This is a genomic window from Bacilliculturomica massiliensis (assembly GCF_900605495.1).
Classification (GTDB): domain Bacteria; phylum Bacillota; class Clostridia; order Peptostreptococcales; family Anaerovoracaceae; genus Bacilliculturomica; species Bacilliculturomica massiliensis.
Map to the genome: position 1 here is coordinate 503,985 of NZ_LR027602.1, position 17,047 is coordinate 521,031.

Annotated in this window: 14 protein-coding genes; 12 read left to right on the top strand and 2 right to left on the bottom strand. The window is 54.0% G+C overall.

The annotated features are described in order from the left end of the window. Positions 1-61 precede the first annotated feature (61 nt). The 5 genes from E0E37_RS08505 to E0E37_RS08525 all read left to right on the top strand — a co-directional run bounded on the left by E0E37_RS08505 (position 62) and on the right by E0E37_RS08525 (position 6,629). Positions 62-2,083 (top strand): ATP-binding protein, encoded by a 2,022-nt coding sequence (locus tag E0E37_RS08505; protein WP_130862607.1) that lies wholly within the window; start codon positions 62-64, stop codon positions 2,081-2,083. Further along, positions 2,070-3,443 (top strand): sigma-54-dependent transcriptional regulator, encoded by a 1,374-nt coding sequence (locus E0E37_RS08510; protein WP_130862608.1) that lies wholly within the window; start codon positions 2,070-2,072, stop codon positions 3,441-3,443. The genes E0E37_RS08505 and E0E37_RS08510 overlap by 14 nt, the downstream gene beginning before the upstream one ends. Before the next feature lie 240 nt (positions 3,444-3,683). Continuing rightward, a complete protein-coding gene (dctP, locus tag E0E37_RS08515) occupies positions 3,684-4,700 on the top strand; it encodes a TRAP transporter substrate-binding protein (protein ID WP_130862609.1) in 1,017 nt (338 codons plus the stop codon). A 94-nt stretch (positions 4,701-4,794) separates the two neighbouring features. Then, entirely contained in the window at positions 4,795-5,310 is a 516-nt protein-coding gene (locus E0E37_RS08520; RefSeq protein ID WP_130862610.1) for a TRAP transporter small permease, read from the top strand. Then, positions 5,310-6,629, top strand: a complete 1,320-nt coding sequence (locus tag E0E37_RS08525; RefSeq protein ID WP_130862611.1) for a TRAP transporter large permease — start codon at positions 5,310-5,312, stop codon at positions 6,627-6,629. The genes E0E37_RS08520 and E0E37_RS08525 overlap by 1 nt, the downstream gene beginning before the upstream one ends. A gap of 372 nt (positions 6,630-7,001) precedes the next feature. Here the strand turns inward: E0E37_RS08525 and E0E37_RS08530 are convergent, their stop codons facing one another. Next, on the bottom strand, positions 7,002-8,420 hold the full coding sequence (locus E0E37_RS08530; protein ID WP_130862612.1) for an alanyl-tRNA editing protein: 1,419 nt from the start codon (positions 8,418-8,420) through the stop codon (positions 7,002-7,004). A 314-nt stretch (positions 8,421-8,734) separates the two neighbouring features. Between E0E37_RS08530 and E0E37_RS08535 the strand changes: the two genes are divergently transcribed. After that, positions 8,735-9,388, top strand: a complete 654-nt coding sequence (locus E0E37_RS08535; protein ID WP_130862613.1) for a YczE/YyaS/YitT family protein — start codon at positions 8,735-8,737, stop codon at positions 9,386-9,388. Positions 9,389-10,447: 1,059 nt separating this feature from the next. On the opposite strand, the gene E0E37_RS18695 is transcribed toward E0E37_RS08535, so the two are convergent. Next, positions 10,448-10,864, bottom strand: a complete 417-nt coding sequence (locus E0E37_RS18695) for an indolepyruvate ferredoxin oxidoreductase subunit alpha (protein ID WP_246019674.1) — start codon at positions 10,862-10,864, stop codon at positions 10,448-10,450. 358 nt (positions 10,865-11,222) lie between these two features. On the opposite strand from E0E37_RS18695, the gene E0E37_RS08545 reads away from it, so the two are divergent. The 6 genes from E0E37_RS08545 (at position 11,223) to E0E37_RS08570 (ending at position 17,003) form a co-directional block, all read left to right on the top strand. Next, a complete protein-coding gene (locus tag E0E37_RS08545; RefSeq protein WP_130862614.1) occupies positions 11,223-12,674 on the top strand; it encodes a 4-hydroxyphenylacetate 3-hydroxylase family protein in 1,452 nt (483 codons plus the stop codon). Positions 12,675-12,798: 124 nt separating this feature from the next. Continuing rightward, positions 12,799-13,341: a pyruvate ferredoxin oxidoreductase subunit gamma gene (locus E0E37_RS08550; RefSeq protein WP_130862615.1), complete on the top strand. Its 543-nt coding sequence runs from the start codon at positions 12,799-12,801 to the stop codon at positions 13,339-13,341. Positions 13,342-13,356: 15 nt separating this feature from the next. Continuing rightward, positions 13,357-13,605: a 4Fe-4S binding protein gene (locus E0E37_RS08555; protein ID WP_130862616.1), complete on the top strand. Its 249-nt coding sequence runs from the start codon at positions 13,357-13,359 to the stop codon at positions 13,603-13,605. 5 nt (positions 13,606-13,610) lie between these two features. Further along, positions 13,611-14,813 (top strand): transketolase C-terminal domain-containing protein, encoded by a 1,203-nt coding sequence (locus E0E37_RS08560; protein ID WP_207302936.1) that lies wholly within the window; start codon positions 13,611-13,613, stop codon positions 14,811-14,813. Between the two features lie 13 nt (positions 14,814-14,826). Next, the gene (locus E0E37_RS08565) at positions 14,827-15,705 is read left to right on the top strand and encodes a thiamine pyrophosphate-dependent enzyme (RefSeq protein ID WP_130862618.1); all 879 of its coding nucleotides are present in this window, start codon (positions 14,827-14,829) and stop codon (positions 15,703-15,705) included. Between the two features lie 104 nt (positions 15,706-15,809). After that, positions 15,810-17,003 carry a DUF362 domain-containing protein gene (locus E0E37_RS08570; RefSeq protein WP_165445289.1) on the top strand — a complete coding sequence of 398 codons (1,194 nt, stop codon included), beginning with the start codon at positions 15,810-15,812 and terminating at the stop codon, positions 17,001-17,003. Positions 17,004-17,047 lie beyond the last annotated feature (44 nt).

Sequence of the window (17,047 nt, forward strand, 5' to 3'; positions counted from 1 at the left end):
TTGTGTTGAAAAATAAAACCCCCGCACGCCATGGTCTTTTGGTATACTGTAAGATGAAAATGTGATCTTTCGAAAAAACGAGGGCGAGGTTGCCATGAGAAAAAAGCTGATCCTGTCGGTACTGCTTTTTATAATATGCGCAGGCGTGATCAAAAGCGTGGATATTCTGAATAAGTTTGAGATCAATGTCTTTGATTACATCAGGTATTCCGTGGGGATGACCCCGGAGGAGAGCCGGTATCTGGAGTCGAAAAAGATCTATTATGGATTTGATGTTAAGGACGCCCCCTTTTCCTATGTGTCCTTTGAAAACGATCAGAATATGGGGATCCTGATCGACTATTTCAATCAGCTGTCTGTGACGCTGGAGAGCGATTTCGTGGGTATTCCCTATAATGATTACAATCTGGCAAGGATGCTGAAGGAGGGGGAGGTAGACGCGGCGCCGCTGAACATTACCAGGTACAACAGGGACGTCTTTCTCTTTACCCAGGCCTTGTATACGGAGCGGAGCAAGATCCTGGTCCGCAGCGACTCGGAGTTTGAGCACGTGGGGGATGTAAACAATATCTCCATCGCTGTGATCGCGGGAACCACGGCGCATCACGCCGCAAATGAATATTTCGGCGGTCAGAAGAACGTGAAGCTGATCCTGGCAAAAAACCTGGAGGACTGCTTTTATATGTTCGGCATGAAGGAGGTTGACGCCATATTGGGGGACGAGGCGCAGATCTCTTACCACCTGAATCAGGCTATCAAGGACAAACAGTTCCGGTTCCTTTCGGAGTCCGTCTCAGAAGAAGAGGTGGCCATGGCCGTGAACAAAGACAACGAGACCCTCTACCACATATTGAACAAAGGCATACTGGAGCTGAAGAAGACCAACCAGTTCGCTCATATCCACTCGAAATGGTTCGGCAGCTTTATTCCGGAAGTGAAGGTGAGGAGCGCTTCCGGCAGCGCCGCCAACATGGTGATCATCGTGCTGGCCATCATCTTTTTCCTGGTCTTCTGGAACAGAGCGGTGGCGGAGCAGGTCAATATAAAGACCAAGGAACTGAAGGAAAGCCGGAAAGAGATCCGGGATATCCTGGACTCTCTGACTATGGGCATCATCGTCACCGACAGGGAGGACTGCATTGAGATGTGCAATGTGACGCTGTGCCGCCTGATCGGCGCCAGTTTTCCGGAGGTTCTGGGACGAAACATATTTGAGATCGAAGCGCTGGCTGAATATCTCAGTCACGTCGATCAGAAGGAAGCGTTTAAGTATAACGGCCTGTATTATCTGGCTGCCTGGAGAGACTTCGACGTGGCGCTGGGAAAAAAGATCCTGACCATCGAAGACTATACGGAGAGATACCGCTACGAGCTCCTTACGCGGCAGGAGTCGAAGATGATCGCCGTAGGCGAGCTGTCGGCTGGATTCGCCCATGAGATCAGAAATCCACTGGGATTGATCCGCAGCTATATCTACATTCTGAGAAAAAAGAAGAGCACGGAGCTGGACGGGCACGCCTTCGCCGTCATCGACGATTCCGTGGACCGGATCAACAGGCTCATTGAAAATCTGCTGAGCTTTTCCAGGCTTTCCATGGAAAATACGGCCCTGGTGGACTGGGCTTCTGTGATCGAGGGGATCTTGCAGCTTGAGGAGAAAAATCTGGAGAAGAATGGGATCGCTGTGAAGATACAGATGGGCGCCGGCGGCGGGGAGAAGCTGTATCTGAACAAGGATATTCTTGAACTGGTCCTGATCAATCTGATCAACAACAGCGTGGACGCCCTGAAGGAGCGGGCGGAAGGAAACGGAGAGATCCGGCTGAACGCGGAGGTAAGCGGGGACAAGCTGGTCATCGACTTCAGCGACAACGGACAGGGGATCCCGGAAGACAAAATCTCCAGCGTATTCAATCCCTTCTACACCACCAAGGATACAGGCACTGGGCTGGGGCTCTACATCGTCAATTCGGAGCTCAGCGGCATAGGCGGCCATATTTCGCTGGAAAGCAGATACGGTCAGGGTACCACGTTTCATATAATCGTTCCCATAGAAAGAGGTGGAGGCATTGACACAGAATAAAAACTACAGGATCCTGATCGTGGATGACGAAATCGAATATCAGAAAGTCGTCTCCATTATTCTGGAGGATGCCGGCTATCACACGGATACCTGTTCGGGCGGCGCGGAAGCGCTGGACTTCCTGAAGGATAATGTGGTGGATCTGGTCATCACCGATCTGCGGATGCCTGGTATGTCGGGCAACGAATTGATCAGACAGATCGTGGAAATGGACTGCGGTACGGATATTCTGGTGGTCACAGCCTTCGGAAGTATCGAGGGCGCGGTGGATTCCATGAAGCTGGGCGCATCCGATTATTTTGTGAAAAGCAACGATCTGGACGAGCTGCTGCTGAAGATCGGCAGGATCGAGAGGATGCGGAGTCTGGAGAGAAAGAGCGACATTCTGCTGAGAAATCAGGATTCGGAGAAGGTTTTTCTGGGGACGAAAAATACGTATTTTCAAAACATCCTGGAAATGTGCAACAGGACGGCGGACACCAATATCAACATCCTGCTGCTGGGGGAATCCGGCGTGGGCAAGGAAGTGATCGCCAACTATATTCACAGGATCAGCCAGCGCAAAAACGAGCCGTTTATTCCAGTGAACTGCCAGGTCTTTCCCGAGGGACTCATCGATTCAGAGCTGTTCGGTCATGAAAAGGGGGCCTTCACCGGAGCGGTCCTGTCCAGAGTAGGGAAGTTCGAGGAGGCCAATGACGGGACCCTTTTCCTCGACGAGATCGGCGATCTGCCCATGACGACCCAGGGGAAACTGCTGCGTGTACTGGAGACCAGGAGCATCGAGAGGATCGGGAGCAACAAAAAGATCGACCTGGACGTCCGATTTATTTCGGCTACGAATAAGAACATATCGCAGAAAATCATGGAGGGCGCCTTCCGGGAAGATCTGCTCTACCGGATCAACACGCTGACCCTGACTATCCCGCCGCTGAGGGAACGCCGGGAGGATATTCCCGGCCTGATCGATTTCTTCGTGCGGAAGATCGAGGCGGATCAAAAGAAAAAGGATGTACAGATCGACGGAAAAGTGATGGATTATCTCCTCTCCTATGATTATCCGGGAAATGTGCGGGAGCTGAAGAATATCATCGAGCGACTGATCGCGCTCAGCCGGAACGGCACGGTGACCATGTCCGAACTTTTCATGCCGTTTAACATGGGCGCGGACGCCGGCAGGAGCGGTGGGATCAGCAGCCTGAAAGAAGAACGGGCGAAATTTGAGAAGCGGTACATTGTAAACGCGCTGGAGATATCCAAATGGAACGTCACGCGATGCGCCGCGGAGCTGGGGATCACATCCCGGCAGCTGTGGAATAAGATCAATCAGTACGGGATCAAAAACAAGGAGATCGAATAAGACGGAAGTGAGAAATTTTTTTCGGCGAGTGCGAAAAAAATTTCTCACTTTTTATTTTTGACAGGGGATCCGCCTGGCCCGCCCTGTCTATTTTTGTCGAAAAATAGCGGTTTGCGCGGCGTGCGGAGCATGGAGGCAGCTTTTGGCATGGGAATTGCTTTGTTATAAGACGAATTGGTAATGCGGGACAGGTTCCTGCCCGCAAATCGTTTTTATTTTTACTGTTGAGGAGAGGGAAACATGAAAAAATTTTTAGCGCTGGTAATGGTTATTGCCCTGTGTCTGACGAGTTTTGCAGCTTGCGGGAATCAGGGCGGCGGCGATGCGGAGGGCCCGATCACCATTAAGATCGGACACACAGATTCGTCGCAGAGATCGACGCACGTCTGGGCGGAATGGCTTGGAGAGTATCTGGAAGAGAAGGCGCCGGGCCGTTTCAACATTGAGGTGTATTCAGACGGCCAGCTGGGCGACTCCCCGGATCTGGTGGCCGGTCTGGGCCTGGGAACGGTAAACATGGTATTTGACCTGGCTTCCGTTTTCACTACCGTAGCAGGGGATGCGTCCAGCTGCATCGACCTGCCCTATCTGTACGCTACGTATGACGAGTGGATCGAAGGGACCTTCGAAAACGGCGGTCTGGAACTGTTCAACGAGACCATCAAAGACTCTGATTTCTACTGCATCGACATGTACTACAACGGGATGAGACAGGTGATCAGCAGAACGAAGAACTACCATAACGCAGCTGATCTGAAAGGTCAGAAGATCAGGATCGCTCAGAACGACATGAACATCGCCATCTGGGAAGCCATGGGTGCGAACCCCACTCCCATGGCCTGGGGTGAAGTAGTGACGTCTCTGTCTCAGGGACAGATCGACGCGCTGGACCATTCGCTGGGCGTGTTCAACGACTTCAACCTGCACGAGATCGCACCTTATGTGACGCTGACGAATCACGCGTCCTCCCCCTTCCCCGTGGTGTGCTCCCTCAAGTGGATCGAGTCCCTTGATGAGGCGGACAGAACGGTTCTGGAAGAAGGCGTGAAGCTGATGTGCCAGCAGCAGAGAGAGGAAGAGAGAGCGAAAGAGCAGGAATATCTGAAGAGATTTACGGAAGAGAACGCCACGGTTGAGGAATTGACCGCTGACGAAGTGGCTGCTTTCAAAGAAGCGGTAAAACCGGTCTACGACATGATGCGCGGCAAAGTAGGCGACGAGATGGTGGACAAGTGGCTGGCCACGGTGCCGCAGTAATCGGGAGGAAACGACCGCAAAAGAATTGCAATGAAACTGTGAGCGTGTGGGGGCAATCTGATTGCCCTCACATTTATTAGAAAAGGGATGAAGAATGAAAAAAGAAAGAAAGTTTTTTGTCATCGTCAACAGGGCGGAGGATATCTGCCTTGTGGCCATGTTCGTTGTCATGGTCTCGGTGATCTTTCTTCAGATCATTATGCGGTTCGTTTTCAACGATTCGCTGACGTGGTCTGAGGAACTGGGCAAATTTATGTTCGTGTGGATCTCCTGGCTGGGCATCAGTATCGGGCAGCGCAGAAACGAACATATCAAGATCACCATGATGACGGACAGGCTTCCGGCCGCAGCGCAGAAGATCGTGCTCATCGTGGCGGACGTATTTTTGATACTTATACTTGCTGTTACCATCTATTATTCGATCATGCTGGTGCAGACGCAGCAGCGTGTGCCCTATGCGGGGATCAAGATCAGCACTTCCTGGGGTTACCTTTCCCTGGTTCTGGGCTGTGTGTTCATGCTGCTGCGGCTGATCGGGGAGATCGCGGGAACCATCCGATCGCTGATTCACGGAGAACCGAAAGAAGCTATTGAGGGAGGGGCGAACTGATGTCTGTCGCGGTATTATTTATTGCACTATTTGTTCTGATCATGATCGGCGTGCCCGTGGGATTCGCCATCGGCGGCGCCACCATGGTCTCGATGCTGTTGTGTACGGATCTCAACATGGTCATCAACGCACAGTATTGTTACAGCGGAATTTTTTCATTTACCGTGATGGCGATCCCCTTCTTCATGCTGGCGGGACTGATCATGTCCACGGGAGGGATCGCAAAGCGTATCGTAAATTTTGCGTCGGCCATCATCAGCTTCGTTAACGGAGCCATCGGATGCGTCTCCATTATCGCCTGTATGTTTTTCGGAGCGCTGTCCGGATCGGGAATGGCCACCACCTCTGCTATCGGCGGCATGATGATCCCCGAGATGAAAGAAAAGGGTTACGATCCGGCTTACGCGGCTACCATCGTGTGTTTCGGCGGGATCGTGGGACCCATCATTCCGCCCAGTCTGTCCTTTGTACTGTATGGAGCCACCACGGGTGTGTCTATCTCCCAGTTGTTCTTGGCGGGGATCATCCCCGGCATTTTGATCGGCGTTATCTTCGTGATCTGCAACATCATCATGTGCACCATGAGCGGCACGGATCTGAGGATCAAACCGTCGTCTCACAGGGAGGTCGTGCAGGTGCCCGTAAAGGAAGCGATGTGCCGCCGGTTTCTGGAGATCGGCCGGGCGGTAAAGGAAGGCTTCTGGGCGCTGTTGTCGCCGGTGATCATTCTGGGTGGCATCTATTCCGGAATCTTCACGCCTACGGAAGCCGCCTGCGTGTCCGTGGTCTATTCGATCATCGTCAGTCTGTTCGTTTATCGGGATATGAACCTGAAAGACCTGTTCAACGTATTCCTTGACACCGCGGTGTTAAACGGCATCACGTCCTTCCTGCTGGGGTATTCCACGGTATTTTCCACATTCATGACCTTCGAGAAGGTCCCGCAGATGATCACGCAGTTCCTGACGGGAGTGTCGGACAATCCGTATTTTATACTCATGCTGATCAACGTGATCCTGCTGCTGGTAGGGTGCTTCCTGGACACTGTGCCCGCCATTATCGTCATGGCGCCCATGCTGATGCCTACTATCAAGGCTGTGGGGATCGATCCTTTCCACTTCGGAGTGGTGATGGCGGTAAATCTGGCCCTGGGCCTGTGTTCTCCGCCCTACGGATGCAACTTGTTTGTAGGCGCCGCCGTGGCAAAGATCAAAATGGAATCCATGTTCCGATATATCGTGCCCTATTTTATCGTTGGACTGTTGGCCCTGGCCATCATCACGTACATTCCCTGGCTGTCTCTGGTATTTATTAAGTGACGGGGACTGTGAGCGATCCGGATCGAAAACGGCCCGCACCGGAAGTGGTGCGGGCCGTTTTTAATGAGATCTGAAAGCCATCCGAACTGAACGCGACGCGGGTCGGAAGCGGTCCGGCTGGGAAGCGGTCCGGCTGGGAAGCGGTCCGGCTGGGAAGCGGTCCGGCTGGGAAGCGGTCCGGCTGGGAAGTGATGCGGGCTGAACAGTGCGATCGGAAAGCCCTGCGGTTTGAACATGACGCGGGTCGGATGCAGCCCGGCCTGGAAGTGATGCGGGCTGACAACGATCCGCGCAGGAGACGGCAGGCCGAAAGCAATGGTGTCTGAAATCGGCGGATCAAAAGTAGCGGACCCAAAATGGCGGCGGCGGGGATCAACGCAGATGCTTTTCGATCAGATCCAGATAGGTATCCAGATTTTCCGCCCTGGAAAAAATGGCGCGGGCCAGCGTGGCGTTGCCGCCGCCCTTGCCCTGATAGATCTCTGCGTTCTCACGGACCAGTTTTCCGCAGTCCGGCTGTCCTCCGGAGACGAGCAGCGCGGTATTTTCCCGCTCCGCCACCAGAATGAGGAGCCCGGAGACGGCGTCGGCTGTGCGGCGGCCCAGGGTCTGGAGATCGTCTATGCTGAAATAATCGTAGCGCATGGTGACGACGGGGACTGATCTTCCGCAGGCCAGGATCCTGACGCTGCCGTCACTGTCCTCACTGCTGCAGCTGCCGGCGCTGGTTCCGATGCTGTCTGTCCCGGCGCTGCCTGCTCCGGCGCGTCCGCGCTCCAGGGCGCCGCCGGGGCTGTAGATCTGCTCGATGACGTCCGCCTGCCTACTGATGAGCGTTTTCTTCAGATCGTACAGTTCCTTGCGCACAGCGCCGTTTTTGTTTTCCTGGACTTTGATCTTTTCCATCAGCTGTGTTGGATCAGCCGAGTATTGTGCGCCCAGAGCAGAGACGATGCGGTGCTTCAGTACAAAATCTGCGAAGGCGGTCTGACCGGCCTTTACAGTGAAGCGGGTCATTCCCTTGTAAGCTTCCGCCTTGATGATCTTGATGAGACCCACCTGGCCGGCGGTCTTGGGATGCGTGCCGCAGCAGGCCACGCAGTCGGCGGGGTTTTCCGGACTGCCCACGCAGACGATGGTGATATCCTCCTCGATAGCCAGCGCTTTGCGCAGAGGCATGGCGGCTGCGTCTTCCCTCCTGTCGAAATGGAGAACGGTGACCGGGACATTGGACCACACGGCCTTGTTGGCCAGCAGTTCCGCACGGTCGATCATTTCCTGGGTAAATTCGGTGAACTCCGGCCGTTCTTCCAGATTGATGTCGATGGTCATGTAGTCGTCTCCCATGTGGAAGCCGCGGTTTACACCGCCGAACTCCTGGTAGAACATACCGGACAAAATGTGTTCTCCGCAGTGCATCTGCATGTGAAGGAACCGGCGGTTCCAGTCGATCTGGCAATGCACGGGCCGCCGCACGGTTTCGGGATCATCCAGCCCGGCGTTGCGCATGAGGGCGGCAATATCCGTGGAAGGAGCTGAGACCTGATGATAGACGACGCCGTCCTTCTCAAATACGTAGAAAACGGGATAGTCGCCTACAAAGCCGGTGTCGCAGGGCTGGCCTCCGCCTTCCGGGAAGAATACGGTGCGGTCCAATACGACCAGAAATGTGTTTTCCTGCTTCTTTGCACCCAGTTCGGTCATTTCCCCACGGTCGTAAACTGCGGCGAGAAGGGTGCTGTCGCATTGACGCAGATCCACATCTTCCCTGTATAGTTTTATAGTTTTCATATGGTTTGATTCCTTTCGTCGTTCTGAAAAAACAGCGCAGATTGCGGCTTTTGCAGCTATTTTACGGGCCGCGCTCTATCTGTTATTGTACTCTGAAAAAAACGCCGTGTAAATAAAAATGGCTTTCGCGTCCTCTTGCCTTTTGTTTTCGACTCTAGTATACTGAAAACGCCAAATTAATACCTGTATCTGATTCAATTCAATTCTGTATATTTAAATGTTTGGGGTCGCCCCAGCTGGCGGAAAGACGCGCCAATGCGGGGGCGTACTTGTTTTGTGCGCTTTGCATGCGCAGAGAGGGAGAAGGATAGTCCTTGAAAAAATATGGTTTGAGAACGGTGAAAGCGGCTTTGGGCCTGGCGATCTGCGCCTTTGGAACGTATTTGTCCATCAGGGCGAATATCGGTCTGGCGCCCTGGGACGCTTTCAGCATTGGCGTATCCAATATCTCGGGCGTTTCCTACGGAACGGTGGTGGTCGTGACAGGACTCATCGTTTTGATCGCTGATATCGTGATGAAAGAGAAACTTGGGATCGGAACGCTGCTGGATATTGCCATCGTCGGAAAGACGGTGGATTTTTACACGTGGCTGGACCTGGTGCCGCAGCAGCACAGCCTGGCGATGGGACTGCTCATGATGGTGGCGGCCCAGTTTATTCTAGCCTTCGGTATCTACATATATATGAGCGCTGCGCTGAGCTGCGGCCCCAGAGACGCCCTGATGATCGGTATCGGCAAACGGCTGAAGCGGATCCCGGTGGGCGCGGTCCGTACCTTGATGGAAGCTGTAGTGCTTTTGGTAGGATGGCTTTTAGGGGCCAAGATCGGCGTCGGAACGGTGGTGGCAGTGGTGGGCCTTGGTATGTGTATCCAGATCGTCTTCAGCGCGGCGAAATTTGACGCCGAGGCTGTAGTGCACGACGGATTCGCAGAGATGCTGCCGGCTGCCCGGGTGCCGGCGGAATAGACGGAGTACGGAACGGCACAGAATAGAAAGTGAAGAAAAGGGAACGTTAAGCGAAAGTTTTGATGCAGACAAAGTAAAAACGGAGCGGATCGTCGGAGCGGATGATCCGCTCCGTTTTGCTGTGCGCAGCAGTTTTGCAGAGGGTCGTGGTGTGAGGCGGGGTCAGGCGGCCGGGGAGGGTGGCTGGACAGGGGCGAGGGGGGGGCGAAACAGGCGGATGGATCGGAATGGAACTCGGGGCGGAGCCGGACAAGGGCAGCGTCAGGCGAGACAGGCGGATGGCTAGGTATGGAGCTCAGGGCGGAGCCGGACAAGGGCACAGACAGGCGGATGGCTAGGAATGGAACACGGGGCGAGGACATGGCAAGGGAGGAGCCGGGCTGGCCTGGGGCGGCCGGGGAAAGAAGGGCAGAGCCGGGCGTCGTGTTGATCTTCCGCCTTCCGGCTATCGGGATAGGTGAAAACGGCAAAAAAAATGAAAAAACACCGAAAAACACGGGATAAACAGCGGGAATCCTTCTGATTTTGCTGCAAAATGGGTGAGAACTCAAGAAAAAATTGATTTTCACCCATTTGAGAACTCTCTTTCGGTGAAACTGAGAAAAAAATGAAGATTTCCCCCATTCGTTCTCGCCTTTGGCGGAAGGGGATGTATGTGGAGACGACTGGCGGCAGTTGAAGGCGACCGGAATTGGAAAAGCGACGGCCGGGGGGATCCGCCGGAAACATAGAGCGGCCGCAGGGAATAAGAGGAATGTTATTAATGTAACGATTTCATATTGACAACAGGGGAAAAGGGCGGTACAATCAAAACGAAAAGAAAAATGGAATTTATAATTCTGCATTGTGGAATGAGCGGCCGCTCTTGCCTTGCGAATAGGTGTGGGCAGCATTTTGGGGCCCCGGCTCGGTCTCGGCCTGGCTTGGAAGCATGGCCGTCTCCGGGTTCCGACCCGGCTTGACCGGTCTAGACAGCTTGGCCGCCGCTGGGATCCGGCTCGGTCTCAGCCTGGCTTGGACAACATGGCCGTCTCCGGGTTCCAACCCGGCTTGACCGGTCTAGACAGCTTGGCCGCCGCTGGACTCCGGCCCGGCTTCGTTGAGTTCGCTGGCTTTGAGATCCGGCCCGGCCTCGTTGAGTTCGCTGGCTTTGAGATCCGGCCCGGCTTCGCTGAGTTCGCCAGCTTCAGGCTCCGGTCCAGCTTCGCCGGGTTCGCCGGCTTCGGGCTCTCCTTTGTGAATGGCGCGTGTGTAGCATTTGCAGACGCACATTCCGCACCCGGTGCAAAGCGTGGGATCGACGTGTGCGCAGCCGCCGCGGAGCGTTATGGCTCTGGCGGGACAGACCACGGCGCAGGCGCCGCAGGAGATGCACTTATTCTTGTCGATGAAGACGGTCATGGGACGTTCCTCCTTTGTTCTGTGAGACTGATATTGCCCGCGGATCATCCGCTGTTCGGCAATAGTATAAAACATTTGTATTGAAATGTCACTTATCAGATAAAAATTGCTAAATAAATTCCGAATATAGGAATCAAATATGGGCAATATTGGGCGGAATGCCAATGCGGGCGTGACAAATAAAATAAAGATAAATAACAAAAAAGCTGGAATAAATACGATAAAATTAGAATAATAGCAGTCATATCGTTCAAAAAATTTTGATTTATATCAAAAACCCTGTAAAAAATGAAGTGAGATTTTTTCGATGAAAGTCCGGATGTTAGAATTTCATATTGCGGAAAAATAGAATTGGGTATATTATTAAATCAGAATTGAGAATCGGAAACGGGGACGTTTCTGCTATGGCAAAGATGTGACTGGAGGTAAGAAAATGAGAACACAGGAACAGTATCTGGAAGGACTTAAAAAAATGCGTCCGAATATCTATTTGGACGGCGAATGTATCGGGCGTGACGATCCCCGGGTCGTCAGAGCCAGCTCGGCGATCAGAATGACGTTCAGCCTGGTTGATAATCCGGAGTATGAGGATCTGCTGACGGCGACTTCTCATATCAGCGGAAAGAAGATCAACCGTTTCACCCACATCCATCAGAGCGTGGACGATCTTCTGAAGAAGCAGGAAATGACGAGAAAGATCTGCGGCGCCTGCGGCGGATGCGTACAGCGGTGCATGGGCATCGACATGATGAACGCGATCTCCGGCGTAAGCTACGACGTGGACCAGAAATATGGAACGAGCTACTACCAGAACTTCTTGAAGTTCCTGGAGTATTTCCAGGAGAACGATCTGGTGTGCGCGGGTTCCCAGACAGATACCAAGGGAGACAGAGCGGCAAGACCTTCCCAGCAGTGGGATCCGGACCAGTATCTGCACGTGGTGGAGAGAAGACCGGACGGCGTGGTCGTCCGCGGATGCAAAGTACATAACACCATGGCTCCCTATGCAGATGAGCTGCTCATCGTTCCGACCAGAGTGATGGGACCGGATGAGAAGGATTACGCCATCGCTTTCGCTATTCCGGCGGACACGGAAGGCATCTACCTCATCGCCAGAGAAGCGTTCTCCACCGCCCGCAAGCCGGAGATGGACGCTCCGATCACCAGTGCGGGAGACCTGGAAAGCATGACTGTGTTCGACGATGTGTTCATTCCCAACGAGAGGATCTTCCTCAACGGTGAAGTGGATATGGCTGGAAAGATGGCGCTGCGTTTCGCCCTCTATCACAGACACTCCTATACCGGATGCAAGCCGGGGATCGGCGACGTGATCATGGGCACTGCGGCGCTGATCGCGGATTACCAGAACATCAAGAAGCAGGGACACGTGAAGGAAAAGCTGGCTGAGATGATCAGCGTGGCTGAGCTGGTCTATGCGGCCGGTATCGCCAGCGCGGTAAAATCCACCAAGGCGGCTTCCGGGACGCAGGTTCCCAACGTGATCTACGCCAACGTGGGCAGAAGACACGCGGGCCACAATATCTATCATGAATTCAATATGCTCTGCGATATCACAGGCGGCCTGCCGGCTACCATTCCGGGCACGGCCGAATACCTGAATCCTGAGATCTCCAAGTACGTACAGAAGTACGTGACGAGACGGGAAGGGATTTCGCCGGAAGACTGCTACAGGGCCTTCATGCTGGCTTCCGATCTGCTGACTGGAGAGTACAGCACTGTTGTGTTCCAGGTGGCCGGCGTTCACGGCGGCGGTTCCCCCATCATGGAAGATATCGCGATCCTGGGTTCTTACGACCTGAATGCCAAGGTGAACATCGCAAAACACCTGGCCGGCATCGAGGTCAAGGACGAAGAAAAGAAATAGGAAGCCTTTGCCGGAATATCGTACACGAACTCCGGAGACCGCGTAAGAGCTTCCTGGAATCGGAACTCTTGTCAAGCCCTTCGGAGTTCGTCGGTACGGACGGAGATTGAAAGGAAGACGAGAAATGAAAGAGATCAGAATTCATGGACGCGGCGGACAGGGATCTGTCGTGCTTGCCGAGATGCTTGGCATCGCGGCGTTTATGGAAGGAAAATACTGCCTCGCATTTCCTTATCTGGGCGGCGGCGGAGAGCGCCGGGGAGCGCCGGTGCAGGGGTTTGCCCGCATCGACGACCAGCCCGTCAAGGTTCGCGAAAAAATACAGAATCCGGACTATGTGATCATTCAGGATACCTCCATTATGGACGTGGTGGACGTATTTCACGGAATCAGAGAAAACGGAACAGTCATCGTCAACACAAGCGAGAAAGAGTTCAAATGCCCCAGAAGCGATCTGAAAGTAGTCGCTGTGGACGCCAGCCGCATCGCCATGGAGGCGCTGGGACGGCCCATCATGAACACTGCTCTTCTGGGAGCCTTTGCAAAGGTCACGGGCGAGATCTCCATCGAATCGGTGGAAGCGACCATCCGCGGCCGGTTTGAAGACGAACTGATCGACGGAAATCTGAAAGCCGCGCTGGATACGTACAACGCTGTACAGTTGTAGAATGGAGGGATCACGATGAAACTTAGTGTTGGCGGCACCTGCTTTGCCGGGGGATCAAAGGCAAACAACACCGGCGTGTGGAGACAGACCGCGCCCGTGGTCGATCTGGCAAAGTGCGTGAAGTGTAAAATCTGTGTCGATTATTGTCCTGACTGCGCCATTGCGGTGGACGAAGAAGGCTGCAAGATCGACATGTTCTACTGTAAAGGCTGCGGAATCTGCTCCAATGAATGTCCCGCCGGGGCGATCAGAATGGAGGTGTAGAGGACATGGGCAAAACAGTAAAAGTAATGGAAGGCTCCATGGCAGTTGCAAACGCCATCAGAAGCTGCAAAACCGATGTGATCGCGGCGTATCCCATCAGTCCGCAGACTCACATCGTTGAATATCTCTCCGACTTCGCTGCAAACGGAGAACTCAACGGGAAATACATCAATGTGGATTCCGAGTTTTCGGCATCCTCCTTCGTATACGGGGCTTCGGCAACGGGCGCCCGTTCCTACACGGCATCCTCTTCTCAGGGGCTGCTGCTCATGACGGAGGTGCTTTACAATATTGCGGGTTCCCGGCTGCCGCTGGTCATGACCGGCGTGAACCGGACGGTATCCCCGCCCATCAGCATCCAGCCTGACCATCAGGATACGATGACGCTGAGAGACGTGGGCTTTATCCAGCTCCATGTGGAAAGTATTCAGGAGGCCTACGACACGCACATTCAGGCGTTCCGCATCGCGGAGGACCACAATGTGCTTCTGCCGGTCATGGTCTGCATGGACGGATGGATCCTGACCCACGCTTACGAACCTGTGACGATCTTCGACGACGCGGACGTCTACAAGTTTGTGGGCGGACCGATCAAGCCGTATCAGAAAATGGACCCCTTCGACGAAAAGCCTGTGAATTACGGCTGCTATGCGGACGAAGACAAGCTGATGGAGTTCAAATATCTGATCATGGAAGCGCATAAGAACGCGGAAAAGGTCATCGAGGACGTTGCACTGGAATACAAAGAAACCTTTGGGCACTTCGCGGGCGGTCTCATCGACGCCTACCGTACGGAGGACGCTGACGTGATCCTGGTGGGTATGGGCTCTGTGACAGGCACCATTCGCTGCGCTGTGGATGAGCTGAGAGCGGAGGGAAAGAAGGTCGGCCTTCTGAAGATCAGAAGTTTCCGCCCCTTCCCCGGCAGACAGATCGCCGCCGCCTGCGCCGGCGCCAGAGTGGTGGGAGTCATTGATAAGGCTCTGTCTCTGGGGTACGGCGGGGTACTGGGCGCGGAGGTCAAGGAAGCGCTCTGCAACCAGAAGAATGCGCCGGCCGTCAAGGATTACATAGCCGGCATCGGCGGAAAAGAAGTGAACCGCGCCGTGATCAAGGATATTTTCGCTGATGCGGAAAAGGTCACGAAGGAAAATATTCTGGATCAGGAAGTCATGTACGTCAACCTGAACAGACAGTTTGTGGAATAAGGTGGTGGATACGATGACAGAAAAGAAAAATTTGCTGGCGTCGGGACACAAAGCTTGTCCCGGCTGTACTGTTCCGATCGCTGTGAACAAAGTGCTGGAAGCCACGGGGAAAAACGTGATCGTCGTAACCGCTACAGGCTGTCTTGAGACGTTCACCTCGCTGATCGATTTCTCCAGCTGGGAAGTTCCCTGGATCACGCCTCTGTTTGAAAACGCGGCGGCTGTGGGAGCGGGCGTTGCTGCGGCTCTTGAGGCCAAGGACGGCAATGAGCGCGATACGAAGGTGGTGGCTTTCGGCGGAGACGGTTCGACCTACGACATCGGCTTTGGAGCCCTTTCTGGAATGCTGGAAAGAAATGATAATGTTATTTACGTCTGCTACGACAATGAAGCTTATATGAACACGGGAGTCCAGAGGAGCAGCGGAACGCCCTTCGCCGCTACCACGACCACCAGTCCCTGCGGCGAGGCTTCCTTCGGCAACATCAAGTATAAGAAGAATATGCCGGAGATAGCCAGAGCGCACGGGATCCACTATGTGGCTACGGCCGCGATCTCGGACCTGAAAGATCTGAAGAAAAAGGTGGAGAAGGCCATGGCGGTGAAAGGCGCGTCTTATCTGCACATTCTGACTCCGTGCAACGTGGGATGGGGCTTCCCCTCTGAGAAATCAGTGGAGATGGCGCGGCTGACTGTAAATGCGGGATTGTTCCCGATCATTGAATACACGGACGGGGAATTGACGGCCGTGAAAAAGATCAAAAAAATTCCTGTTGAGGATGCGCTGTTCGTGCAGAAGAGATTTAAACATCTGAAGAAGGACGAATATGCACAGCAGCTGAAGCAGGTACAGGCGATTGCCGACGCAAATATTGCCAGGTACGGATTGTAGTATAGCCGACGCAAATATTGCCGGGTATGGATTATAGTATAGGGTCTCCCCCAAAAAACTCTCTCCGGGGGAGACCGGACCTGCGGAAACAAGGAGGTAGCAAAATGCCGAAAGTATCCATTCAGAGAACGAAAGATCACGAGTATGCGAGCATCAAAGAAGCGGTAGACAAAGTGATCGAACAGCTGGGTGGCCTGGAAGACATCATCAAGCCGGGCTACAAAGTAATCATTAAACCGAATCTGGTGGCCACGCCTACCGACAGATTGTCCGGCGGCGTTACCAGATGGGAAGTCTGCATGGCGGTCTACGAAGCTGTTCAGGCTGTGGGCGGCATTCCGGTCATCGCCGAATCCGCCGCTGCCGGCGCGGATACGGAATCTGTTATCCAGAAGTGCGGATATCAGGATCTGAGAGACAAGGGAGTTCCCGTGATCGACCTGAAGGACAAGGCCAACGCCCGCTGCACCGTGGAAGTTGAAAACGGCGTGGTGTTCAATAAGATCAATACCTGGGAGATGGTCCGCGACGCGGACGCCATCATCACCGTTCCTGTCATGAAGACTCATGATCAGACGGAGATCACCCTGGGCATGAAGAATCTGAAGGGACTGCTGGTGGACACCCAGAAAAAGGATTTCCACAAGCAGGGCCTGATCGAGGGCGTTGTGGACTGGTGCCTGCACTTAAAGCCGGTTCTGGAGATCATCGACGGAACCTATGGACAGCAGGGCCTGGGCCCCATCTTCGGCGAGACCAAAGAGATGAAGCTGATCATCGGATCCAAGGATCTGGTGGCCTGCGAGGCCGTCACCGGCAAGATCATGGGATATGAGCCCAAGGATGTTATGATCACCAAGTCTGCCTGCGAGCGCGGTTTTGGCGAGATGGATCTCGACAAGATCGAGGTGGTGGGCACGCAGATCAAAGATGTGGAGAGCCGCTTCAAGAGATCCAGCGAGGTGGAGATCCCCGGTATTCCCGAGTCCTTCAATCTGATCTTCAGCAAGGACGCCTGCACGGGCTGCCACAACACTGTGATCAGTGCTCTGATGGATATGAAGGCGCAGGAGCTGTTCCCTTATCTGGAGAACATGAATGTCTGTGTGGGTCCTGTTACCAAGGATATGCTGCCTGAGGACGCAAACGCGGAGAACACCGTCTGTATCGGCATCTGCTGCAAGAAGCTGGCGGACGAGATGAACTTCCGCTGGGTCGTGGGCTGCCCGCCGGGCAACGCGGACGTGGTAAAGGGAATTCTGGGCGACCGTCTGGAATACGGAGTACGTTACAACTAGAGACGCCGATCGCGGCAGATGGACAAAGCGAAATAAAAGCGGAA

Bases quoted from the DNA above. Each gene is read 5' to 3' on its own strand.
- E0E37_RS18695 (WP_246019674.1), bottom strand. From the start codon at position 10,864: ATGTTTTATACTATTGCCGAACAGCGGATGATCCGCGGGCAATATCAG.
- E0E37_RS08525 (WP_130862611.1), top strand. From the start codon at position 5,310: ATGTCTGTCGCGGTATTATTTATTGCACTATTTGTTCTGATCATGATC.
- E0E37_RS08555 (WP_130862616.1), top strand. From the start codon at position 13,357: ATGAAACTTAGTGTTGGCGGCACCTGCTTTGCCGGGGGATCAAAGGCA.
- E0E37_RS08570 (WP_165445289.1), top strand. From the start codon at position 15,810: ATGCCGAAAGTATCCATTCAGAGAACGAAAGATCACGAGTATGCGAGC.
- E0E37_RS08530 (WP_130862612.1), bottom strand. From the start codon at position 8,420: ATGAAAACTATAAAACTATACAGGGAAGATGTGGATCTGCGTCAATGC.
- E0E37_RS08545 (WP_130862614.1), top strand. From the start codon at position 11,223: ATGAGAACACAGGAACAGTATCTGGAAGGACTTAAAAAAATGCGTCCG.
- E0E37_RS08565 (WP_130862618.1), top strand. From the start codon at position 14,827: ATGACAGAAAAGAAAAATTTGCTGGCGTCGGGACACAAAGCTTGTCCC.
- E0E37_RS08560 (WP_207302936.1), top strand. From the start codon at position 13,611: ATGGGCAAAACAGTAAAAGTAATGGAAGGCTCCATGGCAGTTGCAAAC.
- E0E37_RS08520 (WP_130862610.1), top strand. From the start codon at position 4,795: ATGAAAAAAGAAAGAAAGTTTTTTGTCATCGTCAACAGGGCGGAGGAT.
- E0E37_RS08550 (WP_130862615.1), top strand. From the start codon at position 12,799: ATGAAAGAGATCAGAATTCATGGACGCGGCGGACAGGGATCTGTCGTG.
- dctP (WP_130862609.1), top strand. From the start codon at position 3,684: ATGAAAAAATTTTTAGCGCTGGTAATGGTTATTGCCCTGTGTCTGACG.